The following is a 23,657-nucleotide window of genomic DNA, read 5'->3' on the forward strand; positions in this document are numbered from 1 at the left end:
TGATGAACGTTAAACGTAATAGATTAAGTTTCATCCTTAATTTAGGAGGGTAATAATGGATTTGAAAATTGATATTACAGAGGGGATCGGGAAGTCCACTGTAAAACTGTTCGGTGAAATTGATGCATATACCGCACCACAGCTGAAAGAGAAATTATTACCGCTGACTAAAATCGAGAGGAATCAAGTAGAGGTCAATTTGGAAAATGTTCATTATATGGACAGTACAGGGTTGGGTGTTTTCATCAGTGCTTTAAAATCAACGAAAGAGAACAATAGTGAATTGCGTTTGGTTGATTTGCAGGATCGTGTGTTAAGGTTATTCAGGATCACGGGACTTGATGAAATTATAACGATAGATACTGCAATTCGGGGTGGAAATAATTAATGGAAAATTTTGATTTTATAGAAATGAAGGTTCCCGCCAAAGCTGAATACGTGAGTGTTGTACGCTTAAGTATTTCCGGGATTGCGACCCGGTTAGGGTTTTCATATGAAGCGATTGAAGATCTTAAGGTGGCTATTTCCGAGGCGATTACCAATGCAGTCGATCATGCCTATTATGATGGAGACGATGGGGAAGTGACGATTGGATTCGGTGTATATGATGAACGTCTGGAAGTGATGGTGGCGGATCATGGAGGCAGTTTCGATCTGAATGAAGTTAAAGGGGGTATTGGTCCTTACGAGGGCTCTGAGTCTGTTGAAAATTTGCGTGAAGGTGGCTTTGGCCTTTTCCTTATTGACGCATTAATGGATAAGGTGGAGATTAAAAACGACTATGGTGTTATCGTTTTAATGACTAAGTACCTTCGTGAAGCCGGGGTGGGTCTTGATGACGACCAAATCTCAACAACACAATAAAAACCAGGATGACATATATCAACGCATTGAGGCTCTCCAGGAAGATCCGGATAATGAAGCGTTACAAGAACAGATCGTTTTAACTTATACGGATTTGGTCGAATCCTTAGCCAGAAAATATTCGAAAAACAGCAGTATTCATGAAGACTTAACCCAAGTGGGCATGATTGGTTTGATTGCTGCCGTTAGAAGATATGATGCATCATTTGGCAAATCGTTTGAATCATTCGCCATACCGACGATTATCGGGGAGATTAAACGATTTATTCGTGATAAAACATGGAGTGTTCATGTCCCCCGCCGAATCAAGGAATTAGGTCCAAAAATAAGAAAAGCTGTTGATGAGTTAATGACCGAAAACCAGGATTCCCCATCTGTTCTGGAAATAGCGGATTATCTGAATGTTTCTGAAGAAGAAGTACTGGAAACGATGGAGATGGGTAAAAGCTATAAAGCACTTTCGGTTGACCGAAAGATTGAAGCGGATTCCGAGGGCAGTACCGTTGCTATATTGGATTTGGTTGGTCATAATGACAGTGGATATGACAATGTTGACCAGCGTATGCTGCTGGAGAAAATACTGCCTGTCTTATCTGAACGGGAACAGGAGATTTTACGCTGTACCTACTTTGAATATATGAGCCAGAAAGAAACCGGTGAGAAACTTGGCATTTCCCAGATGCATGTATCACGCCTGCAGCGCCGTTCGTTGCGAAAACTTCGCGAGGCGCTTCAATCGGACAATGCGGAGGCCCTGGATTGAATAACCAACGGAATAAAGTTGAAACAGCTGTTTTTCAAAAAGCGAAGCAGAATCAACATTTGTGTGGAGACAGTTATTTTTATACAGAAACGGAAGATGAATATATTTGTGCTTTAGCAGACGGTTTGGGAAGTGGCGAGTTTGCAAAAGAATCCTCTGACATTGTCATTCGTATCATAGAGAAAAACATTCATGCAACAGTTGAACAGCTGATTAAAAAATGTAACGGGCAGTTGTCAGGAAAACGCGGAGCTGTCATCGGGATCTTAAGAATCGATTTTCGGGAAAGCCGTTATACATTCTCTTCAATCGGAAATGTCGGGATTCTGACCATATTTGAGAATGGCGTAAAAAAGCGCAATATACCAAATGCCGGTTATCTTGCAGGTTATCATAGGCCATTTAAGGTTGTGACGGATACACTTTATCCTTCGATGAGTTTTATTTTGTTTTCCGACGGTGTTACTGATAAAGACTTATCACAGCGGTTTTTATTAAACAGAGATGTTAATCAGGTCGTTCAAACATATGCCAATTATACAAATGGGGAAATGCGTGAAGATGATACAACATTGATTGCCATAAAATACGGTGACTAAGGTCGGCTTTGAATAGTCGGTCTTTTTTCATTCCGGCCTTTTTTTGGTAGAATTACAATGTAGTATAAAGGAGGAGCGAATCGTGTCAACTCAACTGGAACAATGGGTAGCTGGTGAAACAGAGGTCAAAACAGCTACTGTCAAAAAAGTAATCGAACTGATGGATGAAGGAAACACGGTGCCATTTATTGCACGGTACCGTAAAGAGGTAACAGGCGGACTTGATGAAGTTCAGATAAAACAGATTCATGATAAATGGCAATATGCCGTGAACCTTGCTGAACGAAAAGAAGAAGTCATCCGCCTGATTGATGAACAAGGAAAGCTTACGGAAGAATTGAAGCGTGATATCACACAGGCAACACAGCTCCAGCGGGTGGAAGACTTGTACCGTCCTTACAAACAAAAACGCCGGACACGGGCAACAAAAGCTAAAGAAAAAGGATTGGAACCACTGGCACTGCTTGTGTGGAAACAGGAGCTAAGCGATGTGACCGGTAAAGCAGAGGAGTTTTTATCGGAAGAATATGCGTTAAAAACAGTGGAAGATGTGCTGAAAGGTGTTAATGACATCATAGCAGAATGGGTTTCAGATGAGGCGGAATACCGTGAATACATACGCAGCGAAACCTTTAAGCGCGGACAAATCCATGCAGAAGCAAAGGATTCAAATAAGGATGAAAAAGGCGTTTATGAAATGTATTATGACTACGATGAAGCTGTCCGTTCGCTGGTTTCGCACCGTATTTTAGCTTTAAATCGCGGGGAAAAAGAGGAAGTGCTGAAAGTTTCGGTTGAACCACCGACCGAACGTATACTGGAATACCTGAAGCGCAACGTGATTACAAATCAAGCTAATCAGGAAACCGTCAAAATTCTTCAGGATGCCATTGAAGATAGTTTTAAACGGCTTATTCATCCAGCCGTTGAACGGGAAGTCCGTAACAGCTTAACTGAAAAAGCGGAAGGACAATCAATTGAGGTATTCTCCAAAAATCTTAAAAACCTGTTGCTTCAGCCCCCGCTTAAGGGAAAGACTGTACTTGGTGTTGATCCGGCCTACCGGACAGGATGCAAGCTGGCAGTTGTTGATGAAACCGGAAAAGTGCATGATGTGAGTGTCATGTATCCGACTGCACCAAAACATGATACGGCCGGTGCCGAGAAAATTGTCATGGATTTTATCAATCGATTTGATGTTGAACTGATTGCGATTGGAAACGGGACAGCCTCGAGGGAGACCGAACAGTTCATTTCTGATGTGATTAACAAACATACATTGGATATTCCGTATATGATTGTTAACGAAGCAGGGGCAAGTGTGTACTCGGCATCCAAATTGGCACGAGAGGAATTTCCTGACCTGCAGGTTGAAGAGCGCAGTGCAGCATCAATTGCCAGAAGAGTCCAGGATCCACTTGCTGAACTTGTGAAAATAGACCCAAAATCAATCGGTGTCGGACAGTATCAGCATGATGTCGCCCAAAAAGCACTTAATGAGTCACTGACATTTGTCGTTGAAACGGCTGTAAACCAGGTGGGTGTCAATGTCAATACAGCTTCACCTGCATTGCTGCAGTATGTGGCCGGATTAAGCAAGACGGTTGCCAATAATATTGTGACGAAACGTAATGAAGACGGGAAATTTATCAATCGGAACCAGTTGCGACAAATTCCGCGTCTCGGTGCGAAAACATACGAACAGGGGATAGGTTTTTTACGTGTTCCGGATGGTGAGAACCCGTTTGACAGAACCCCAATCCATCCAGAGAGTTATGAACAGGCAAAACAGCTTCTCTGGTTGGTTGAATGCGATATGGAAGATGTCGGCACAGAGAAACTGAGTGAAAAGCTGAATAACGTCGATGCAGGGGTTATGGCTGAAGAATTGGCTATTGGTGAACCGACGTTAAGAGATATCATATCGGCACTTAAAAAACCTGAGCGCGATCCACGTGATGACTTGCCAAAACCATTATTGAAACAAAATGTTTTATCAATGGAAGATTTACAGCAGGGTATGGAAATGCAAGGAACGGTACGCAATGTAGTCGACTTCGGCGTATTTGTGGATATTGGTGTTAAACAAGATGGTCTGGTCCATATCTCGAAAATGTCCAATAAATTTGTTAAACACCCGATGGATATAACGTCCGTTGGTGATGTGGTGACCGTATGGGTGGAAAATATTGATATAGACAAAGGGCGGATTGCACTTTCAATGGTTAATGGGAATAAATAGTTTGCACATTGACTGATTTTCAGTAAGCTCAAAAAAAGTCTCGTTCTGCATGTCAGATGAGAATGAAAACATTAGAAAAACTTCGGCATTCGCCTTACCCTAAGCGAGTACCGAAGTTTTTCTTATAAGGTCAACCATAATTTATATTTTTGACGTTATAAAAAAGACTGTCCAACCTGGGGGACAGTCTTTTTTATTTAGATTAATTTATTCCTTATCACTGACGGCTGCTTCTACCTCGCTTAATGGGATGCCTGCAGCTTTTGCGACACCTTCACCGTAGGCAGGGTCAGCTTTATAACAGTTCGTGATATGTCTCAGTTTAACCTCATGGGTAGCCCCTTCCATATCATTCGCCGTATTGTAGAACAAATCCTCTTGTTCTTCCGGACTCAGGAGGCGGAATAATTTTCCTGGCTGTTCAAAGTACATATCGTCATCTTCACGGAAGTTATGATAATCAGCCGGTCCATTAATTTCTAATGCTGGTTCTTGATGTTCTTTGCTGTCTTCCCATTCGCCATAACTGTTAGGTGAATAAGAAATCTCTCCACCCTCTGCTCCGTTCATGACACGCATGGCGCCGTCACGATGGTATGGATGGAAGTCTTTTGCATTTTTAGGGTAGTTAACCGGAATTTGCCAATGATTGACACCCAGACGGTAACGCTGTGTATCACTATAAGAGAATATACGGCCTTGCAGCATTTTATCCGGTGAGAAACCAATGCCTGGTACAATATTCGTCGGCGCAAATGCGGCCTGCTCTACTTCAGTAAAGTAGTTCTCCGGATTACGGTTCAGTTCCAATTCGCCAACTTCAATCAGCGGAAAGTCTTCTTTATACCAAACTTTAGTTAAATCAAATGGGTTATAAGGCATATTTTTAGCTTCTTCTTCGGTCATGACCTGAATATATAATGTCCATTTTGGATTATGACCGTTTGCGATAGCATTATATAAATCTCTTGTGTGGCTTTCAGGATCTTGTCCTCTCAGCTTTTCAGCTTCATCGTCTTTCAGGTTTTTGATGCCTTGTTGTGTACGGAAGTGGAATTTAACCCATACACGTTCATTATCGGCATTAATCAAGCTGTACGCATGGCTGCTGAATAAGTGCATATTCCTGAAACTTGCCGGCACACCCCGGTTACTATTGACAATGGTAACCTGATGAAGTGATTCAGGCAGTAAAGACCAGAAATCGTATTTAGCGTCAGGGCTTTTCATATTTGTTTTAGGGTTACGTTTAACCACGTGGTTCAGGTCTGTAAATCTTTTCGGATCCCGCATGAAGAATACAGGGGTATTATTACCGACAAGATCCCAGTTACCTTCTTCTGTATAGAATTTCATGGCTGTTCCGCGAATATCACGCTCTGCATCTGGAGCGCCACGTTCACCGGCAACGGTTGAGAAGCGAATGAACATATCCGTCTTCTTGCCGATTTCAGAGAATATGTCTGCTTTTGTATAGTTTGTAATATCGTGTGTTACTGTAAATGTACCATATGCACCGGCACCTTTTGCGTGCATGCGGCGTTCCGGAATGACTTCTCTGTCAAAATGAGCCATTTTTTCCAGGAACCAGTAGTCTTCCATTAACAATGGCCCGCGTTTACCGGCTGTTTTAGAATTATCATCATTGGGTACGGGAGCACCGAATGCCGTTGTCATCTTTTTCTTATTATTGTTTTCATGTTCGCTCATGAAAATATTCCCTCCTGTTTATGATAATGACTAAAATATATTAATAGGTTAACGGGTGATTGTACCATAAAATTGCGGAAAAAGCGGATGTTTGCTACTATGATAATAATAGCAAAACGATGTTCATAAGTATCAGGATCTTTTATAACGTCAGTAAGGTCCGGTTACAAATATTACACCGCAATTTTAGGTGAGCTCATTATCAGCACCCAAGCTCTATTATAATATAAATTTATTAAAAATCAATATTTATTCATAATAATTTTAAATAGTGATATCAGTATAGTTCTTCCGCGAAAGTATTGTAGATGACTTAATTTGTGAAATAACGGTGGCTTTATTTCCCGGATGATTGCTGTCTGATCGGAAAGCTTGCAGAAGTAAGATTCATATCACATTTATATAGTAAGAAGGGTTTGCAAGTGGAAAATTTAAATGAGAATGATTTATACAAATTAGTTGAGCAACTTTCCCGCCAATACTTTCACAAGCCTTTTGTGGATGTCGTGGAATTCAATAACCGCCTTAGAACCACTGGCGGAAGGTATCTGCCGGCAAAAAGAACGATTGAATTAAACCCAAAGTATGTTTTGGAGTGTGATGAAGAAGAGGTTATCGGAATTCTTAAACATGAGTTATGCCATTATCATCTTCATATAGAAGGAAAGGGATATAAACACGGTGACCGGGATTTCAAGAATCTTTTAAAGGAGACAGGATCACCACGGCATTGTTCGCCATTACCATCGGCTCTAAAACGATTCAAATATATTTATCAATGCAGAAAATGCAATCATATTTATAAACGTGTTCGCAGAGTTGATGTAAAGAAATTCAGATGTGGTAAATGCAAAGGTGAATTGGTAATGAACGGACAGAATAATAGCTGAAAGCCATTTATGAATTTCACCTTCATATATTATTGACGAAAACTATCCAGCATGTTAAATTATACAAGCCTTAAAAAAGTTAGGCGACAGGGCGCTTTTGGGCTCCCCAAAAATTCTCTGTCTAAAGATGTTGACATTACGAACTATTTATTGTATTATATTTTTCGTCGCAGCAATTCATGGCGTTTTAATTTTATTTAAGACCAAGGTGCAAAAACAAAAAAACTAACAACACGATGAGCAGAGCTTTTCTGCGAGGAGTGCTGCATCACCGAGTCGACTTGCAACACGACGAGCAACACTTTTCTGCGAGGAGTGCTACATCGCTGAGTCTGCTTACAACACAACGAGCACGACTCTTTAAGTTATAACGCATTGATTGCACATATTAGATTATTCCACAGTAGCTCAGTGGTAGAGCTATCGGCTGTTAACCGATCGGTCGCAGGTTCGAATCCTGCCTGTGGAGCCATTTACGGAGAAGTACTCAAGTGGCTGAAGAGGCGCCCCTGCTAAGGGTGTAGGCCGTGTAAGCGGCGCGAGGGTTCAAATCCCTCCTTCTCCGCCATATTATGGCCCGTTGGTCAAGTGGTTAAGACACCGCCCTTTCACGGCGGTAACACGGGTTCGAATCCCGTACGGGTCATTGTATATTTTTCATATGTTAATTGGTTGGGTCCGGTAGTTCAGCTGGTTAGAATGCCTGCCTGTCACGCAGGAGGTCGCGGGTTCGAGTCCCGTCCGGACCGCCATTTGTTGGGCTATAGCCAAGCGGTAAGGCATCGGGTTTTGATCCCGTGATTCGCTGGTTCGAATCCAGCTAGCCCAGCCATTTTTAATGCGAAAATATTGTTGAAAGTATTGAATTATACAACTGACTTATAAAGCATCACGATAAATTAATAGTCGATTGTGATTCAATGAGCCGTTAGCTGGCCGCAAACATAGCCGAGTACATTTCTGTGTGCAGGCCTTTGAGGAGTGTTGCGTCACCGAATTCGCTTGCAATATGACGAGCGATGATTTTCTGTGGGGAGTGCAACTTCACCGAAATAACATACAACACGACGGGCACATAAAGCGTTACTATAGAGTAGCATCTTCATAAATCAAAAGCTTACTATAATAGTATACGAGCCATTAGCTCAGTTGGCAGAGCATCTGACTTTTAATCAGAGGGTCGGAGGTTCGAATCCTCCATGGCTCACCACTTTGCGGATGTGGCGGAATTGGCAGACGCGCTAGACCCAGGATCTAGTGTCTTACGACGTGAGGGTTCGAGTCCCTCCATCCGCACTTCAATCAGACTTCTATTGTTGTGAAATTCATGCATTTTATTTTCATTTATACGCGGTCGTGGCGGAATGGCAGACGCGCTAGGTTGAGGGCCTAGTGGGGGTGACCCCGTGGAGGTTCAAGTCCTCTCGGCCGCATTTTGAATTGTTGACAACCTTATGTATTTGTGTTATATTAAAGGATGTCGCTTTTTAAGCGCCCGTAGCTCAATTGGATAGAGCGTCTGACTACGGATCAGAAGGTTAGGGGTTCGACTCCTCTCGGGCGCGCCATAATATCGGGAAGTAGCTCAGCTTGGCAGAGCACATGGTTTGGGACCATGGGGTCGCAGGTTCAAATCCTGTCTTCCCGACCACCCGAGAGAATATCAAACTACTTAAATGAACTTTTTGCGGGTGTAGTTTAGTGGTAAAACCTCAGCCTTCCAAGCTGATGTCGTGGGTTCGATTCCCATCACCCGCTCCATCTTAGGGCCTGTAGCTCAGTCGGTCAGAGCGCACGCCTGATAAGCGTGAGGTCGGTGGTTCGAGTCCACCCAGGCCCATTTTGCTCCTTGAAAACTGAACAAAACAACCTGTATGATAAACAGATGTCAGAGGTAAGAGGTCGGAAGTTGGATTGTTTTAATCCGAATGATGACACTTTAACCCCTGGAATCAATTTTTGAAGCTAAGACATTGATAAGGTTGATCGGTGTCGACCTTATGGCAAACTTTTATTGGAGAGTTTGATCTTGGCTCAGGACGAACGCTGGCGGCGTGCCTAATACATGCAAGTCGTGCGCGGGAAGCAGGTGAACGCCCTTCGGGGCGCCTCACCTGTGGAACGAGCGGCGGACGGGTGAGTAACACGTGGGCAACCTGCCTGTGAGACCGGGATAACTCGCGGAAACGCGAGCTAATACCGGATGACACTTTCGGTCGCATGACCGGCAGTTGAAAGACGGCATTAAGCTGTCACTTACAGATGGGCCCGCGGCGCATTAGTTAGTTGGTGAGGTAAGAGCTCACCAAGGCGACGATGCGTAGCCGACCTGAGAGGGTGATCGGCCACACCTGGGGACTGAGACAACGGCCCCAGACTCCTACGGGAGGCAGCAGTAGGGAATCATCCGCAATGGAACGAAAGTCTGACGGTGGCAACGCCGCGTGAGTGAAAGAAGGTTTTCGGATCGTAAAACTCTGTTGTCAGGGAAGAACACGTTCTGTTCGAACAGGGCAGGACATTGACGGTACCTGACCAGAAAGCCCCGGCTAACTACGTGCCAGCAGCCGCGGTAATACGTAGGGGGCAAGCGTTGTCCGGAATTATTGGGCGTAAAGGGCACGCAGGCGGTCTTTTAAGTCTGATGTGAAATCCCGCAGCTTAACTGCGGGTGGTCATTGGAAACTGGAGGACTTGAGTACAGAAGAGGAGAGTGGAATTCCACGTGTAGCGGTGAAATGCGTAGAGATGTGGAGGAACACCAGTGGGCGAAGGCGACTCTCTTGGTCTGTCACTGACGCTGAGGTGCGAAAAGCGTGGTAGCGAACAGGATTAGATACCCTGGTAGTCCACGCCGTAAACGTTGAGTGCTAGGTGTTAGGGGGTTTCCACCCCTTAGTGCTGAAGTTAACGCAATAAGCACTCCGCCTGGGGATTACGGCCGCAAGGCTGAAACTCAAAAGAATTGACGGGGGCCCGCACAAGCGGTGGAGCATGTGGTTTAATTCGAAGCAACGCGAAGAACTTACCAGTCTTGAACATCCTCTGATGGCGGTAGAAGATACCGTGTTCCCTTCGGGACAGAGTGACAGGTGGTGCATGGTTGTCGTCAGCTCGTGTCGTGAGATGTTGGGTTAAGTCCCGTAACGAGCGCAACCCTTGATCTTAGTTGCCAGCATTAAGTTGGGCACTCTAAGGTGACTGCCGGTGACAAACCGGAGGAAGGCGGGGATGACGTCAAATCATCATGCCCCTTATGACCTGGGCTACACACGTGCTACAATGGATGGAACAAAGGGCAGCGAAGCCGTGAGGTGAAGCAAATCCCATAAAACCATTCCCCAGTTCGGATTGCAGGGCTGCAACTCGCCTGTATGAAGGCCGAATCGCTAGTTAATTCGCGATCAGCATGCCGCGTGAAATACGTTCCGGGCCTTGTACACACCGCCCGTCACCACCAACGAGAGTTGGCAACACCCGAAGTCGGTGAGGTAACCTTTCGGAGCCAGCCGCCGAAGGTGGGGGCCAATGATTGGGTGAAGTCGTAAACAAGGTAGCCCGTATCGGAAGGTGCGGCTGGATCACCTCCTTTCTAAAGGATTTTTAAGGGAAGTCATGCCATGGTTGTTTGGTTCAGTTTTGAGGGAGCAAAATCCCTCGTGTGGAAGCGAAGTTTGGACTTGAAAACTATAAGAGCAAGACATTCAACGACATTGATTTAAAAACGTTCGTCAAACGAACGCACGTATTAGTTAAGTGAACGATGGCGCACGGTGAATGCCTTGGCACCAGGAGCCGACGAAGGACGGGACTAACACCGATATGCCCCGGTGAGTCGTAAGTAGACTGCGACCCGGGGATTTCCGAATGGGGCAACCCGCTGTCCGTAATGGGGCAGTACTTGTGTCTGAATTCATAGGGCACAAGAGGCACACCCGGGGAACTGAAACATCTCAGTACCCCGGAGAAGAGAAAGCAACGCGATTTCCCCGGAGTAGCGGCGAAGCGAAACGGAAACAGCCCAAACCGGAAAGCGATGCTTTCCGGGGTAGAAGGACACGCCATGGGAGTTATCAAGAAATGGCTTAGACGAATCGATCTGGAATGATCAGCCGAAAAAGGTAAGAGCCCTGTAGTCGAAAAGCCATTTCCTCCGGCGTGGATCCTGAGTACGGCGGAACACGGGAAATTCCGTCGGAATCCGGGAGGACCATCTCCCAAGGCTAAATACTCCCTGGTGACCGATAGTGAACCAGTACCGTGAGGGAAAGGTGAAAAGCACCCCGGAAGGGGAGTGAAACAGAACCTGAAACCGTGTGCCTGCAAGTAGTCGAAGCCCGTTAATGGGTGACGGCGTACCTTTTGTAGAATGGACCGGCGAGTTGCGATTGTATGCAAGGTTAAGTGGCAAACACGGAGCCGAGCCGAGTCGAGGCGTAAACAGTATACGGTCGCAGACCCGAAACCGTGTGATCTACCCATGTCCAGGGTGAAGGTCAGGTAACACTGACTGGAGGCCCGAACCCACGTATGCTGAAAAATGCGGGGATGAGGTGTGGGTAGGGGTGAAATGCCAATCGAACACGGAGATAGCTGGTTCTCTCCGAAATAGCTTTAGGGCTAGCCTCAGGGAGAAGCGTTCTGGAGGTAGAGCAACTGATTGGACTAGGGGCCCTCCACCGTTACCGAATTTCAGTCAAACTTCCGAATGCCAGTAACGCAACCCTGGGAGTCAGACTATGGGTGATAAGGTTCATAGTCGAAAGGGAAACAGCCCGGACCGCCAGCTAAGGTCCCTAAGTATACGTTAAGTGGAAAAGGATGTGGAGTTGCCCAGACAACCAGTATGTTGGCTTAGAAGCAGCCATCATTTAAAGAGTGCGTAATAGCTCACTGGTCGAGTGACTCTGCGCCGAAAATGTACCGGGGCTAAACGTATCACCGAAGCTGCGGATTTGTTCGTCGAACAATGGTAGGAGAGCGTTCCAAATGCTGCCGAAGTCAAGACGTGAGGACTGGTGGAGCGTTTGGAAGTGAGAATGCCGGTATGAGTAGCGAAAAAAGAGTGAGAATCTCTTTCACCGAAAGCCTAAGGTTTCCTGAGGAAGGCTCGTCCGCTCAGGGTTAGTCGGGACCTAAGCCGAGGCCGAAAGGCGTAGGCGATGGCCAACAGGCAGATATTCCTGTACCACCTTGTGAGCGTTTGAACGATGGGGGGACGCAGCAGGATAGGGAAAGCGCACTGTCGGAATTGTGCGCCCAAGCAGTGAGGGAGTTGGACAGGTAAATCCGTCTGACAATCCCAAGCTGTGACGGGAGGGGAAATTGAGTACCGAAGTTCCTGATTCCACACTGCCAAGAAAAGCCTCTAGTGAGTTCACAGGTGCCCGTACCGCAAACCGACACAGGTAGGCGAGGAGAGAATCCTAAGGTGATCGGGAGAACTCTCGTTAAGGAACTCGGCAAAATGACCCCGTAACTTCGGGAGAAGGGGTGCTCACACCGAGTGAGCCGCAGTGAATAGGCCCAAGCGACTGTTTACCAAAAACACAGGTCTCTGCGAAGCCGAAAGGCGAAGTATAGGGGCTGACACCTGCCCGGTGCTGGAAGGTTAAGGGGACGCGTTAGCGTGCTTGTCACGCGAAGCGCCAAACCGAAGCCCCAGTAAACGGCGGCCGTAACTATAACGGTCCTAAGGTAGCGAAATTCCTTGTCGGGTAAGTTCCGACCCGCACGAAAGGTGCAACGACTTGGGCACTGTCTCAACGAGAGACCCGGTGAAATTATACTATGCGTGAAGATGCGCATTACCCGCGACTGGACGGAAAGACCCCGTGGAGCTTTACTGCACCTTGATGTTGAATGTTGGTACAGCTTGTACAGGATAGGTGGGAGCCGTCGAAACGTGAGCGCCAGCTTACGTGGGAGGCACCGTGGGGATACCCACCCTGGCTGTACGAACATTCTAACCCAGGACCGTAATCCGGTCCGGAGACAGTGTCAGGCAGGCAGTTTGACTGGGGCGGTCGCCTCCCAAAAGGTAACGGAGGCGCCCAAAGGTTCCCTCAGAATGGTTTGGAAATCATTCGCAGAGTGGCAAAGGCAGAAGGGAGCTTGACTGCGAGACCTACAAGTCGAGCAGGGACGAAAGTCGGGCTTAGTGATCCGGTGGTCCCGCATGGAAGGGCCATCGCTCAACGGATAAAAGCTACCCCGGGGATAACAGGCTTATCTCCCCCAAGAGTTCACATCGACGGGGAGGTTTGGCACCTCGATGTCGGCTCATCGCATCCTGGGGCTGTAGTCGGTCCCAAGGGTTGGCTGTCGCCCATTAAAGCGGTACGCGAGCTGGGTTCAGAACGTCGTGAGAGACAAGTTCGGTCCCTATCCGTCGTGGCGCTGGAAGTCTGAGAGGAGCTGTCCTTAGTACGAGAGGACCGGGATGGACACACCGCTGGTGTACCAGTTGTTCCGCCAGGAGCACAGCTGGGTAGCTACGTGTGGCAAGGATAAGTGCTGAAAGCATCTAAGCATGAAGCCCCCCTCAAGATGAAACTTCCCATCACTTTAAGTGAGTAAGATCCCTCAGAGACGATGAGGTGGATAGGTCCGAGGTGGAAGCGTGGCGACACGTGGAGCTGACAGATACTAATCGATCGAGGACTTAACTAAACCATATGTGGTTGAATGGAATTCTTATTTAGTTTTCAGGGTGCAAAGTTAAATCCCTTGCATTTCTGCAAATAAATCTCTATAATATAACTTGTGTCTGATAATAAATCAGCAGCTAAGAAATGTTATATTTTATTCATATCGTGGGGTGGAGCAAGCTGCAATCATCATTGGACTTACTTCTATGTGCAGGCTTGCGAGGAGTGCGACTTCACCGAACAACTTGCAACACGACGAGCAACGCTTTTTTGCGAGGAGTGCGACTCCACCGAACAACTTGCAACACGACGAGCAACGCTTTTTTGCGAGGAGTGCGACTCCACCGAACAACTTGCAACACGACGAGCAGTTTTGGTTAAAGCACCTAAAGGATTAGGAACAATTTTATATTTATCTTATATCGCGGGGTGGAGCAGTCTGGTAGCTCGTCGGGCTCATAACCCGAAGGTCGCAAGTTCGAATCTTGCCCCCGCAACCAAATTAATTCACCTAGTATATATGCAATTGCTGTATTGCCAGCTGGGTCCGGTAGTTCAGTTGGTTAGAATGCCTGCCTGTCACGCAGGAGGTCGCGGGTTCGAGTCCCGTCCGGACCGCCATTTTATGTTAATATCAGATTCAGTATAAAGGAAATAAGGTTTTACTTTATTCAATAATACATAGACGAGCTGACCGTTTCCACGTTAAAGGAAACGGTCTTGTTATATTTTTGGCGGATAAACAAAATTTTTCCAGCAAAAAATGTTCAACAGTGTATACTGTCTTTTCAGTAAATTTCCTTTTTAAGTTGTATTTGCTATCATAAACACAGTCAATAATAAAATTGGTGATAAGAGATGGATGAATTTGCGTTTATTGATACGATTAAACAACATACTTATAGACAACCTTCTATTGTAAAAGGTGTCGGGGATGATGCCGCTGTTTTCCGACAATCCTCACTGGATATTGTTACAGCCGTTGATACTTTTGTGGAGGATATACATTTTTCCGGGTCGACTATGAATTCATTTCATATCGGGTACCGGACACTTGCCGCTAATATTAGTGATTTGAGCGCCATGGGAGCAACTCCCGCATTTTATCTTGTGTCAATCGTTATACCGCAAAACTGGAGCGATGACGAATTGGAGAGCCTTTACAAGGGTATGGCAGAATTGGGAGCAGATTACCATATGGATTTGATTGGCGGTGACACCGTATCCGGCAATAAGTTGACGCTATCTATTACGGTAATTGGCTATGTGCATCGGGATAAAGCAAGATACAGGAGTACAGCCGCTAACGATGATATTGTGTTTGTAACAGGAACATTGGGAGATTCTGCGGCAGGCTTTCATATGCTGACAAATCCCAACAACTATGCAGATAAGGAGTTTTACTACCGACGGCACCGGATGCCCACGATGAGGGTTGACTTTGCAAGTGAACTCGAAACACTCTCAAACATTACATTGAATGATATTAGCGATGGGATTGCAAGTGAAGCAAATGAAATTGCCGAAGCTTCACAAAAAAACTTGACTATTTTTGAAGATAAACTCCCTGTCAGTGCAAATTTCCACCAGTTTAACGAGGAACAGCAATATAAATGGAAACTGTATGGTGGGGAAGACTTTGAATTAATGGGAACGGTTTCGAAAAGTGAATGGGAACTATTAAAAGAAATGGCTGATCGGACAAAAACGCCAGTTACTGAAGTTGGCTATGTCAGCAATAGCATGAATAATGAACATAACGTATGGCTTGTTGATCGTTATAATCAAAAAAAGCAGCTTGAAAAAAAGGGTTATACCCACCGAAGCGGGTGACATAATGAGTGAGTATCAAATCGAGACACATTCGGAAACGGAAACTGTACGTATAGCAGAAAGTTTGGCATTATTATTGAAACCCGGTGATGTTGTTACATTAGAAGGTGATCTTGGAGCGGGCAAAACAACTTTTACAAAGGGCCTTGCCAACGGTCTCGGTATTAAGCGAACCGTGAACAGTCCAACCTTCACCATCATAAAGGAATATCATGGGGAAATGCCACTTTATCATATGGATGTTTATCGACTGGAAGATTCTGATGAGGATATCGGTTTTGAGGAATATTTCGGTGGAGATGGTATTTGTGTTATCGAATGGGCACATTTCATCCAGGATTATCTTCCGGCTGAATACTTAAATATAAAGATTTCGTATATTGATGATCGAACGCGTTTATTGGCGTTTTTTCCAAAAGGAGTACATTTTGAATCGGTTGCAGCCGATGTGATCGGTTAACTGTAAGGAGTCTCTGGAATGAATATACTTGCAATGGATACATCAAACCACGTACTGGGTGTCGCTTTACTGAAAGATGATCAGTTAATTGGGGAAGTCACCACAAATTTAAAAAAAAATCATTCGGTACGATTGATGCCGGCAATTGATCAATTAATGCGGGCAGTCGATATGACGCCGCAGCAGCTGGATAGAATTGTGGTTGCCAAGGGGCCTGGTTCTTATACCGGGGTGCGGATTGGCCTCACAACAGCTAAATCGATGGCATGGGCACTGGATATTCCTGTAGTCGGCGTATCCAGTCTTGAGGTGCTTGCCTGGCAGGGACGGTTTTACAACGCTTATATTTGCCCCTTTTTTGATGCGCGGCGGGGGCTTGTTTATACCGGATTGTATCAAATGCAGCATAACCACCTCGAATTAGTGAGTGGCGAAAAAAATGTGTTGATGGAAGACTGGCTGAAAGAATTAGCCCATACACAAAAAGAAGTGCTGTTTTTAAGTCCGGATATTCACCTGCACCAAGAAATGATTCATACGCACTTGGGGGATCGGGCGATTATGCCGGATGGGCCGTTTCAGCTGGCGAGTCCGTCTCATTTAGCATATGCCGGATCAGATAAACGGCCTGACAGTACACATACGTTGGTTCCCAATTACTTGCGGCTTGCTGAGGCGGAAGCAAATTGGCTCAGGGAAGGAACAAGGGAAAAATGACTGATGTTGTCTTACGGCCGATGGAACTGTCCGATGTTGATGGTGTGATGGAAGTCGAGGCAGAATCATTCACGAATCCCTGGCCAAGGGATGTTATATTGCATGAACTGACTGATAACCAGTTTGCGCATTATTATGTCATCCTGAGAGGTGAGCAATTAGTCGGCTATGCTGGTATGTGGCATGTGATTGATGATGCTCAAATTACCAATATTGCAATTATCCCTGGCTTTCGCGGACAAAAATTAGGTGAATCACTATTTTTATATACATTGGAACAGGCCATGCGGATGGGTGCAAAACGGCTTTCGCTTGAAGTGCGTGTTTCCAATACGATTGCACAGCGGATGTACCGAAAATTTGGCCTTGTTCCTGGTGGTATCCGTAAAAATTATTATACGGATAATCAGGAGGATGCTATTGTTATGTGGGTGAATTTATCATGAAAACAAATCATTATATCGTTGGCATTGAAACAAGCTGTGATGAAACGGCGGTGGCAATCGTCAAAAATGGCAAGGAGATCATTTCCAATGTGGTAGCCTCCCAAATCGACAGTCATAAGCGGTTTGGCGGGGTTGTTCCGGAAGTTGCATCCCGGCATCATGTGGAACAAATCACAATCGTTCTGGAAGAAGCTTTTAAAGAAGCCAGCCTGACATGGGAAGATATTGATGCGATTGCTGTTACAGAAGGGCCGGGGCTGGTAGGTGCACTTCTGGTTGGCGTTAACACGGGAAAAGCGCTTGCCTTCGCTAAACAGAAACCATTGATTGGTGTGCACCATATTGCCGGTCATATTTATGCCAATCGGTTTGAACGTGAATTCGACTTTCCGCTGCTTGCGCTGATTGTTTCCGGTGGTCATACAGAGCTTGTGTTGATGAATGATCATGGCACATACGAATTAATTGGTGAGACCCGTGATGACGCAGCAGGTGAGGCTTATGATAAAGTTGCCCGGATGCTGGAATTGCCGTATCCGGGCGGGCCACAGATTGATTCTTTGGCTGCTCGTGGAGCAGAATCAATTAATTTCCCGCGGGCATGGCTGGAAGAAGATAGTTTTGATTTCAGTTTCAGTGGCTTGAAATCATCTGTTATCAACACAATCCACAACGCGAGACAGCGTGGTGAAACACTAAGTAAAGAAGATATTGCTGCCAGTTTTCAGGCGAGTGTCGTGGACGTTTTGATAACAAAAACATTGAAAGCTGCACAGACATATAACGTCAGACAAGTGATTGTTGCTGGCGGGGTTGCCGCTAATCAAGGGTTACGCCAATCACTGGAAGAAAAATTCAGCCAAGCGGATATTCCTTTGTTAATCCCGCCATTAAGGCTTTGTACTGATAATGCGGCTATGATTGCTGCAGCCGGTTTCGTTGCATATGAACAGGGGAAGCGCTCAGGCTGGGACTTAAATGCGAATCCTTCACTCGTCTTAAAATAAAGTTCTTTTCGTGATCTTTGTTGCTTTGCTTTTTAACCTCCTAGTCGATATAAAATGACACAGTGAAAAATTTGAGTGCAGTGATACCGCTGCGGAAATACGCTCCGTTTTCCGCAGCGACGACCGAGCACCCAACCTCGATAGAATTGGAGTTAGACATTCCAAAAGTAGTGTCACAGTTTATGGGGTTTTTGACAAAAAAATTTTAATTAATATCCACAGCCTTATCCACTGGGTTGTGGATATTTTTTATGACATAAGGCACAATAGTCTTTTCTATGTGGACTAAAACTGGGGATAAGTCAGGATCTGTTTGTGTAAAATGTGTATAAAGATCTTGAGATTCGGCAGAGACAATGTTGATTTGTGTATAAGCCTGTGGATTAGTTCGGTGGGGATTTTGGATAGTAAAACATTTATCATAGCTAAAATACCCCCACGTGAATTCAAACGCGGGGGTTTCGTATAGTTTCGGGCCAGTTTCAGAAAATATTTGGTGCGCTTATTTTCTTCAATCTGATTACCGATGACATTTTGTTTGTGTTTAACAATCATCAGTGGTGAAATAACGCCTCACTGATTGAAGTTTCCTTATTCCTGCAGCGCGGTCCATTCTTCCATTAATTGCTCAATTTTTTGCTTTATTTCGCTTGTTTGTTTGGTAAGCTCCAGTGACTTTTCATGGTCTTCATATACTTCCGGTTCGGTCATTTTTTGTTCGAGGGCTGCCAATTCAGTTTCAAGCTGATCAATCGTTTCTTCAAGCTCGGTAATTTTCCGTTCTTTCTTTCGTCGCTCACGCTGCAGTTGCTTGTCTTCCTGAAATTTCGTCTTTTGCTGATCCTCTGTATGCACGGTTTCTTTCGGCTGCTGCAGTTTTTTAATTTCAGCCTCTTCTTGCTTTTTCTCGATGTAGTAGTCATAATCCCCGAGATAGGTAGTCGTTCCATTGCGTTGCATTTCGACAACTTTATCGGCAATTTTATTGATGAAATAACGGTCGTGAGATACAAAAATAATGGTTCCCGGAAAGTCCATCAAAGCCGTTTCGAGGACTTCTTTACTGTCAATATCCAAATGGTTTGTCGGTTCGTCCAGTACAAGCAAATTGGCTTTTTGCATCATCAGTTTGGACAACGACAGGCGTGCCTTCTCGCCGCCGCTGAGTGAATGAACGTTTTTCAGGACATCTTCACCTGAAAATAAAAAATTCCCCAATACAGTACGGATGTCTTTCTCATCCACTTCAGGGTATTCGTCCCAAAGTTCATCCAGAACGGTCTTGGTTGATGTTAACCGTTGCTGTTCCTGATCATAATAGCCGATTTCGACATTCGTGCCGGTATTGATGGATCCTGCTTCCGGCTGCAGGCGACCAAGAATCACTTTCAATAACGTTGTTTTCCCAACACCGTTAGGACCAACCAGGGCAATGCGTTCACCGCGGCTCACATCCAGTTTGACATTGGAAAACACAGGATCCCCGGTTTCATAGTGAAAGGCAAGCTGATCAATTTTCAAGACATCATTTCCGCTTGATCGGTTAATCCGGAATGTAAAGTTTGCCGATTTTTCATCGCCTTTAGGCTTATCCATCTTCTCCATTTTTTCCAATTGTTTCCGCCGGCTTTGGGCACGTTTTGACGTTGACGCACGGGCAATGTTGCGTTGGATGAAGTCTTCCATTCGTTTAATCTCGGTCTGCTGTTTTTCGAACGCCTTCAATTCCCGTTCATAATCCAATGCGCGTTGTTTTAAATAATAGCTGTAGTTGCCGTTATATTTTTTGGAATGATGCCAGGATATTTCATAAACGGTTGAGATCGTTTTGTCGAGAAAATACCGGTCATGGGAAACGATGATAACGGCACCCGGGTAATTGCTCAAATAATTTTCCAGCCAACCCATTGTGTCGATATCCAGATGGTTTGTCGGTTCATCCAGGATTAAAAGGGCCGGTTTTTTGAGTAATAACTTGCCAAGCGCAAGCCGTGTTTTTTGCCCGCCGCTCAGTTCGTTGATTGGGGTATGATAATCATTATCCGGAAAATTCAAGCCGGTCAGGACAGCTTTAATATCCGCCTCATACCGATAACCGCCGGCTGCATCGAATGCCTGCTGTTTTTTGTCATACTCCAAAAGCAGTTGTTCATAATCAGCGTCGGAAAGCGAATCCGTCTGTTTCATTTTATCCTCCAGCCGTCGCAATTCCTGCTGCTGAAGAAGCAAATGATCAAATACGTCCACCATCTCATCCCAAATCGATTTATCCGATTCAAGACTGCTGTGCTGGGTCAGATAACCAATGGACAGGTCTTTCGGCTTGAACAATTCCCCTTCATCATAGGAAAGTTCACCAGCCATAATCTTTAACAGTGTTGATTTCCCTGAACCATTTCTTCCGACAATTGCGATCCGATCGTTTTCTTGTATTTCAAATTTAATATTGGTTAGAATTTCCTCGGCCCCGAATGATTTTGATAAATCATTGAGCTGCATTAATATCATGTCTGTTCACTCCATTCCATCCAAGTGTATCGTATTACGGTTTGGAAGGGCAATCATATTGTGAAATTAACCCGCATGTAACAGACACTTAATCCGCCAAAGTGCGGCGGCTGACTGTCCGTAAATGTCCGATAAGGTCCATTTTATCACGACTTATTTATATATTTCTGATAGAATAGGGGTGAGGTTACACGCGTTTGAATGGAGTTGAGCAAATGTCTGATTTCACACATTTCAATGAACAAGGCCGGGCCAGAATGGTTGATATCAGTGATAAACAAGAAACAGAGCGGACAGCATCCGCTGTGACCAGCATACATGTGACAAAAGAGATCTACGATAATATAACTGCCAATACCATGAAAAAGGGCGATGTGCTGGCAGTTGCGCAAGTGGCAGGAATTATGGCTGCCAAAAATACATCTGATTGGATCCCGATGTGCCACCCGCTGCAATTAAAAGGCACGGACATTGCATTTGACTGGAAAATAGATGATGAGCGATATGAGCTGGAAATAACAGCTTCCGTAAAAACAAAAGGGTCAACAGGTGTTGAAATGGAAGCTCTGACAGCGGCCTCGGCAACAGCACTGACGGTTTATGATATGTGCAAAGCGCTTGATAAAGGGATGGTTATCGGGCAAACCTATTTAGCTGCCAAAACGGGCGGTAATTCAGGCGAATACCACCGGGACGCTAAGGAGGACTGACAGTGGACCAGAATAAGATACCACAGGCTACTGCGAAACGCCTGCCATTATATTATCGATTTTTAAATAATTTGAATTACCAGGGCAAAAAACGTGTGTCTTCAAAGGAATTAAGTGATGCGATTAAGGTTGATTCAGCAACCATCAGAAGAGATTTTTCCTATTTTGGCGCATTAGGTAAAAAAGGATACGGCTACAATGTTGAATATTTACTCGGATTTTTCCGGAAAACGCTGGATCAGGATGAAATAACCGAAGTTGCCCTGATTGGTGTAGGCAATCTCGGGACGGCTTTTTTGCATTATAATTTTCTTAAAAATAACAACACTAAAATCGTTATGGCGTTTGATGCTGATATGGACAAAGTTGGCTCGGATATAGGTGGTGTCCCGGTTTATCACATTAATGATCTGGAAGAAAAAATGGCGGATGTGTCAGTTGCCATCTTAACCGTTCCATCCGATGAGGCTCAGCCCATGACGGATCGGCTCGTTGATTTTGGAATTTCCGGTCTGCTTAATTTCACGCCGGCCAGGATCACCGTTCCATCCGATATTCGTGTGCACCATATTGATTTAGCTGTCGAGCTTCAGGCACTGGTCTATTTTTTGAAGCATTATCCGTTGAATCAACAATCGCCGCTCTAAGCTGAATTTTTGTGAACGATGATGTCATCTATCATTCTAAAGGGTAGGCGATGAATAGGCTTAGTCAAAAAAGAAGCAGTGCTCATAAATTGCACTACTTCTTTTTCTTTTGCTTTTTGATTTTGAAGTGGATGATGAACATCCGTATACTGACACCGAAATCAAGTGTAGCAAAAAAGGCAAGCAGCAGGGTGAGAAAGTTCCAGATCGTTTCGTCTGCGCTGAGAATAGCAACATAGGTGAACAGTATCCCAAGCAGAAAATAGACAATCCCGAATGTTCTCGGTGATAATTTCATATGACATAAGCCTCCGTTAAAGAATCATCTGCATTTCTTCCAATTGTCTCATCATATTTTCGAGATCTTTCGGGTCCAGTGACAATTGGACAATAACCGATATGGAATTCATAGCCATATGGACGATAATCGGCACAATAATACGTTTCGTCTTCACATAAAGGAAGGCAAAAACAAAGGCGATGGCAGCATAGATTAAGATATGCACAAGACCGTCATGAATAATGCCAAAAATGAACGAGGAAAGTGCAGCAGCCCAGAAAAAGTTCAACCGTTTATACAGTTCGCCAAAGATTATTTTACGGAAGACAAGCTCTTCCAATATCGGTGCAATGACAGTTGTAATCACGATAAAAGCAGGTACTGTCCGTGTAATATCCATAATCATTTGTGTGTTTTCTGATCCGGGTGCAATTCCCATTAAGGTTTCAATCACTGTTGCCAGGTAATTGGCGGCATAAGTCATAAACAAACCTGCAATTGACCACAGCACGACTTCGCCAGTTCCTGCTGCGTTCCGGTGGGGCTCCATTTTCATATCCGGACGCATGAGCAGCAGAACGATGACAAGTGCAGCAATGAAACTGAATATCGACCAATAAATCGATGCCTCGGTAAGTCCGAGCGGTGTTAGAAAATATATAACCGGCGCAAACAACAACCCGGAAAATTGCATGATGATATACGTCAAAATGACATACCAGTAACGTCTGGGCAAAACAAAACGACTCCTTTATTCAGCAACTGATATACAGTATATGTTTCCATATTGATTTTAATTAAAAACATCATGATTTATTTTAGCATAAATTGTACAAGCATTATAATAGAATGGGTTGTTCAGCCTGAAATCTCAAATTTAACAGATTAATGATAAATACTTGCATTTTAAATATGATTTATTTATTATAATAATTGGAATTAGCACTCGACCTGAGGGAGTGCTAACAAAGTCTTTCAAATACATGAAAAAGGAATTAAGGAGGTTGTCGGCATGATTAAACCACTAGGAGATCGTGTTGTAATCGAGCTTGTCGAGCAAGAGGAAACAACAGCAAGCGGCATTGTTCTTCCTGATTCAGCACAGGAGAAACCACAGGAAGGCACTGTTGTTTCAGTTGGTTCCGGACGTCCAGCAGACAATGGTGAAAAAGTTGCGCTTGAAGTTAAAGAAGGAGATCGTGTCATTTACTCAAAATTTGCCGGAACAGAAGTGAACTATTCCGGAAAAGATTACTTAATTCTGCGTGAAAACGACATTCTGGCTGTAGTTGAATAATTTATAGCCGAATCATTGTCAGCACATATATGAA

General features: G+C 44.8%; 18 protein-coding genes, 14 tRNA genes and 2 rRNA genes. 30 read left to right on the plus strand and 4 right to left on the minus strand.

Annotation, left to right across the window (positions count from 1 at the left end; genetic code table 11):
- Positions 1–55 precede the first annotated feature (55 nt).
- From Len3610_RS18165 to Len3610_RS18185, 5 genes are all read left to right on the plus strand, one after another.
- Positions 56–388: an STAS domain-containing protein gene (locus Len3610_RS18165; protein WP_176449188.1), complete on the plus strand. Its 333-nt coding sequence runs from the start codon at positions 56–58 to the stop codon at positions 386–388.
- Complete coding sequence (rsbW, locus tag Len3610_RS18170) at positions 388–864, plus strand: anti-sigma B factor RsbW (RefSeq protein WP_176449189.1); 477 nt, start codon at positions 388–390, stop codon at positions 862–864. Before Len3610_RS18165 ends, rsbW begins: the two co-directional genes overlap by 1 nt.
- Complete coding sequence (sigB, locus tag Len3610_RS18175; protein ID WP_176449190.1) at positions 836–1,627, plus strand: RNA polymerase sigma factor SigB; 792 nt, start codon at positions 836–838, stop codon at positions 1,625–1,627. The genes rsbW and sigB overlap by 29 nt, the downstream gene beginning before the upstream one ends.
- Positions 1,624–2,226, plus strand: a complete 603-nt coding sequence (locus tag Len3610_RS18180) for a protein phosphatase 2C domain-containing protein (protein ID WP_176449191.1) — start codon at positions 1,624–1,626, stop codon at positions 2,224–2,226. The genes sigB and Len3610_RS18180 overlap by 4 nt, the downstream gene beginning before the upstream one ends.
- 82 nt (positions 2,227–2,308) lie before the next feature.
- The gene (locus Len3610_RS18185; RefSeq protein ID WP_176449192.1) at positions 2,309–4,468 is read left to right on the plus strand and encodes a Tex family protein; all 2,160 of its coding nucleotides are present in this window, start codon (positions 2,309–2,311) and stop codon (positions 4,466–4,468) included.
- A gap of 207 nt (positions 4,469–4,675) precedes the next feature.
- Here Len3610_RS18185 and Len3610_RS18190 read toward each other — a convergent pair whose 3' ends face one another.
- A complete protein-coding gene (locus tag Len3610_RS18190; protein ID WP_176449193.1) occupies positions 4,676–6,178 on the minus strand; it encodes a catalase in 1,503 nt (500 codons plus the stop codon).
- A 422-nt stretch (positions 6,179–6,600) separates the two neighbouring features.
- Here Len3610_RS18190 and Len3610_RS18195 point away from each other — a divergent pair, with 422 nt between their 5' ends.
- From Len3610_RS18195 to tsaD, 22 genes are all read left to right on the plus strand, one after another.
- Positions 6,601–7,068 (plus strand): SprT family protein, encoded by a 468-nt coding sequence (locus Len3610_RS18195; protein ID WP_176449194.1) that lies wholly within the window; start codon positions 6,601–6,603, stop codon positions 7,066–7,068.
- 397 nt (positions 7,069–7,465) lie between these two features.
- Positions 7,466–7,540: transfer RNA gene (locus Len3610_RS18200), tRNA-Asn, on the plus strand.
- A gap of 5 nt (positions 7,541–7,545) precedes the next feature.
- Positions 7,546–7,636: transfer RNA gene (locus tag Len3610_RS18205), tRNA-Ser, on the plus strand.
- Between the two features lie 6 nt (positions 7,637–7,642).
- Positions 7,643–7,714: transfer RNA gene (locus Len3610_RS18210), tRNA-Glu, on the plus strand.
- 29 nt (positions 7,715–7,743) lie between these two features.
- Positions 7,744–7,820: transfer RNA gene (locus Len3610_RS18215), tRNA-Asp, on the plus strand.
- 5 nt (positions 7,821–7,825) lie between these two features.
- Positions 7,826–7,900, plus strand: a tRNA-Gln gene (locus Len3610_RS18220).
- A gap of 302 nt (positions 7,901–8,202) precedes the next feature.
- A tRNA-Lys gene (locus Len3610_RS18225) sits at positions 8,203–8,278 on the plus strand.
- Positions 8,279–8,282: 4 nt separating this feature from the next.
- Positions 8,283–8,364, plus strand: a tRNA-Leu gene (locus Len3610_RS18230).
- Positions 8,365–8,418: 54 nt separating this feature from the next.
- Positions 8,419–8,501, plus strand: a tRNA-Leu gene (locus tag Len3610_RS18235).
- Positions 8,502–8,559: 58 nt separating this feature from the next.
- Positions 8,560–8,636 (plus strand) — tRNA-Arg (locus Len3610_RS18240).
- Between the two features lie 6 nt (positions 8,637–8,642).
- Positions 8,643–8,719, plus strand: a tRNA-Pro gene (locus tag Len3610_RS18245).
- A gap of 36 nt (positions 8,720–8,755) precedes the next feature.
- Positions 8,756–8,829: transfer RNA gene (locus tag Len3610_RS18250), tRNA-Gly, on the plus strand.
- A 5-nt stretch (positions 8,830–8,834) separates the two neighbouring features.
- Positions 8,835–8,908 (plus strand) — tRNA-Ile (locus Len3610_RS18255).
- 171 nt (positions 8,909–9,079) lie between these two features.
- A 16S ribosomal RNA gene (locus Len3610_RS18260) occupies positions 9,080–10,660 on the plus strand.
- A 158-nt stretch (positions 10,661–10,818) separates the two neighbouring features.
- Positions 10,819–13,740: ribosomal RNA gene (locus tag Len3610_RS18265) — 23S ribosomal RNA — on the plus strand.
- Together the 16S and 23S rRNA genes with 14 tRNA genes alongside form the textbook arrangement of a ribosomal RNA operon.
- A 401-nt stretch (positions 13,741–14,141) precedes the next feature.
- Positions 14,142–14,218 (plus strand) — tRNA-Met (locus Len3610_RS18270).
- A 44-nt stretch (positions 14,219–14,262) separates the two neighbouring features.
- A tRNA-Asp gene (locus tag Len3610_RS18275) sits at positions 14,263–14,339 on the plus strand.
- 237 nt (positions 14,340–14,576) lie between these two features.
- A complete protein-coding gene (gene thiL / locus Len3610_RS18280) occupies positions 14,577–15,551 on the plus strand; it encodes a thiamine-phosphate kinase (RefSeq protein WP_176449195.1) in 975 nt (324 codons plus the stop codon).
- A gap of 4 nt (positions 15,552–15,555) precedes the next feature.
- Positions 15,556–16,011 carry a tRNA (adenosine(37)-N6)-threonylcarbamoyltransferase complex ATPase subunit type 1 TsaE gene (gene tsaE / locus Len3610_RS18285; RefSeq protein WP_176449196.1) on the plus strand — a complete coding sequence of 152 codons (456 nt, stop codon included), beginning with the start codon at positions 15,556–15,558 and terminating at the stop codon, positions 16,009–16,011.
- Between the two features lie 18 nt (positions 16,012–16,029).
- Positions 16,030–16,728 carry a tRNA (adenosine(37)-N6)-threonylcarbamoyltransferase complex dimerization subunit type 1 TsaB gene (gene tsaB, locus Len3610_RS18290; RefSeq protein WP_176449197.1) on the plus strand — a complete coding sequence of 233 codons (699 nt, stop codon included), beginning with the start codon at positions 16,030–16,032 and terminating at the stop codon, positions 16,726–16,728.
- Positions 16,725–17,174 carry a ribosomal protein S18-alanine N-acetyltransferase gene (gene rimI, locus Len3610_RS18295; protein ID WP_176449198.1) on the plus strand — a complete coding sequence of 150 codons (450 nt, stop codon included), beginning with the start codon at positions 16,725–16,727 and terminating at the stop codon, positions 17,172–17,174. The genes tsaB and rimI overlap by 4 nt, the downstream gene beginning before the upstream one ends.
- A complete protein-coding gene (gene tsaD / locus Len3610_RS18300) occupies positions 17,171–18,181 on the plus strand; it encodes a tRNA (adenosine(37)-N6)-threonylcarbamoyltransferase complex transferase subunit TsaD (protein ID WP_176449199.1) in 1,011 nt (336 codons plus the stop codon). The genes rimI and tsaD overlap by 4 nt, the downstream gene beginning before the upstream one ends.
- A 591-nt stretch (positions 18,182–18,772) precedes the next feature.
- Here tsaD and Len3610_RS18305 read toward each other — a convergent pair.
- Positions 18,773–20,689, minus strand: a complete 1,917-nt coding sequence (locus Len3610_RS18305) for an ABC-F family ATP-binding cassette domain-containing protein (protein WP_176449200.1) — start codon at positions 20,687–20,689, stop codon at positions 18,773–18,775.
- Between the two features lie 215 nt (positions 20,690–20,904).
- Here Len3610_RS18305 and moaC point away from each other — a divergent pair, with 215 nt between their 5' ends.
- Positions 20,905–21,399 carry a cyclic pyranopterin monophosphate synthase MoaC gene (moaC, locus tag Len3610_RS18310; RefSeq protein WP_176449201.1) on the plus strand — a complete coding sequence of 165 codons (495 nt, stop codon included), beginning with the start codon at positions 20,905–20,907 and terminating at the stop codon, positions 21,397–21,399.
- Positions 21,400–21,401: 2 nt separating this feature from the next.
- The gene (locus Len3610_RS18315; RefSeq protein ID WP_176449202.1) at positions 21,402–22,046 is read left to right on the plus strand and encodes a redox-sensing transcriptional repressor Rex; all 645 of its coding nucleotides are present in this window, start codon (positions 21,402–21,404) and stop codon (positions 22,044–22,046) included.
- Positions 22,047–22,140: 94 nt separating this feature from the next.
- Here the strand turns inward: Len3610_RS18315 and Len3610_RS18320 are convergent, their stop codons facing one another.
- Together Len3610_RS18320 and Len3610_RS18325 are read right to left on the minus strand one after the other, a co-directional pair.
- Positions 22,141–22,344: a YdiK family protein gene (locus Len3610_RS18320; RefSeq protein WP_176449203.1), complete on the minus strand. Its 204-nt coding sequence runs from the start codon at positions 22,342–22,344 to the stop codon at positions 22,141–22,143.
- 16 nt (positions 22,345–22,360) lie between these two features.
- The gene (locus Len3610_RS18325; protein WP_176449204.1) at positions 22,361–23,062 is read right to left on the minus strand and encodes a CPBP family intramembrane glutamic endopeptidase; all 702 of its coding nucleotides are present in this window, start codon (positions 23,060–23,062) and stop codon (positions 22,361–22,363) included.
- A 276-nt stretch (positions 23,063–23,338) separates the two neighbouring features.
- Between Len3610_RS18325 and groES the strand changes: the two genes are divergently transcribed.
- Positions 23,339–23,623 (plus strand): co-chaperone GroES, encoded by a 285-nt coding sequence (gene groES / locus Len3610_RS18330; RefSeq protein ID WP_176449205.1) that lies wholly within the window; start codon positions 23,339–23,341, stop codon positions 23,621–23,623.
- Positions 23,624–23,657: the final 34 nt, after the last annotated feature.

The organism is Lentibacillus sp. CBA3610 (assembly GCF_013373365.1).
In the GTDB taxonomy this organism is placed as follows: domain Bacteria; phylum Bacillota; class Bacilli; order Bacillales; family Amphibacillaceae; genus Lentibacillus.

Excerpts from the sequence above, each read along its gene's own strand:
- Len3610_RS18165 (WP_176449188.1), top strand. The coding sequence starts at position 56 with ATGGATTTGAAAATTGATATTACAGAGGGGATCGGGAAGTCCACTGTA.
- rsbW (WP_176449189.1), top strand. The coding sequence starts at position 388 with ATGGAAAATTTTGATTTTATAGAAATGAAGGTTCCCGCCAAAGCTGAA.
- sigB (WP_176449190.1), top strand. The coding sequence starts at position 836 with ATGACGACCAAATCTCAACAACACAATAAAAACCAGGATGACATATAT.
- Len3610_RS18190 (WP_176449193.1), bottom strand. The coding sequence starts at position 6,178 with ATGAGCGAACATGAAAACAATAATAAGAAAAAGATGACAACGGCATTC.
- thiL (WP_176449195.1), top strand. The coding sequence starts at position 14,577 with ATGGATGAATTTGCGTTTATTGATACGATTAAACAACATACTTATAGA.
- tsaE (WP_176449196.1), top strand. The coding sequence starts at position 15,556 with ATGAGTGAGTATCAAATCGAGACACATTCGGAAACGGAAACTGTACGT.
- tsaB (WP_176449197.1), top strand. The coding sequence starts at position 16,030 with ATGAATATACTTGCAATGGATACATCAAACCACGTACTGGGTGTCGCT.
- rimI (WP_176449198.1), top strand. The coding sequence starts at position 16,725 with ATGACTGATGTTGTCTTACGGCCGATGGAACTGTCCGATGTTGATGGT.
- tsaD (WP_176449199.1), top strand. The coding sequence starts at position 17,171 with ATGAAAACAAATCATTATATCGTTGGCATTGAAACAAGCTGTGATGAA.
- Len3610_RS18305 (WP_176449200.1), bottom strand. The coding sequence starts at position 20,689 with ATGATATTAATGCAGCTCAATGATTTATCAAAATCATTCGGGGCCGAG.
- moaC (WP_176449201.1), top strand. The coding sequence starts at position 20,905 with ATGTCTGATTTCACACATTTCAATGAACAAGGCCGGGCCAGAATGGTT.
- Len3610_RS18320 (WP_176449203.1), bottom strand. The coding sequence starts at position 22,344 with ATGAAATTATCACCGAGAACATTCGGGATTGTCTATTTTCTGCTTGGG.
- groES (WP_176449205.1), top strand. The coding sequence starts at position 23,339 with ATGATTAAACCACTAGGAGATCGTGTTGTAATCGAGCTTGTCGAGCAA.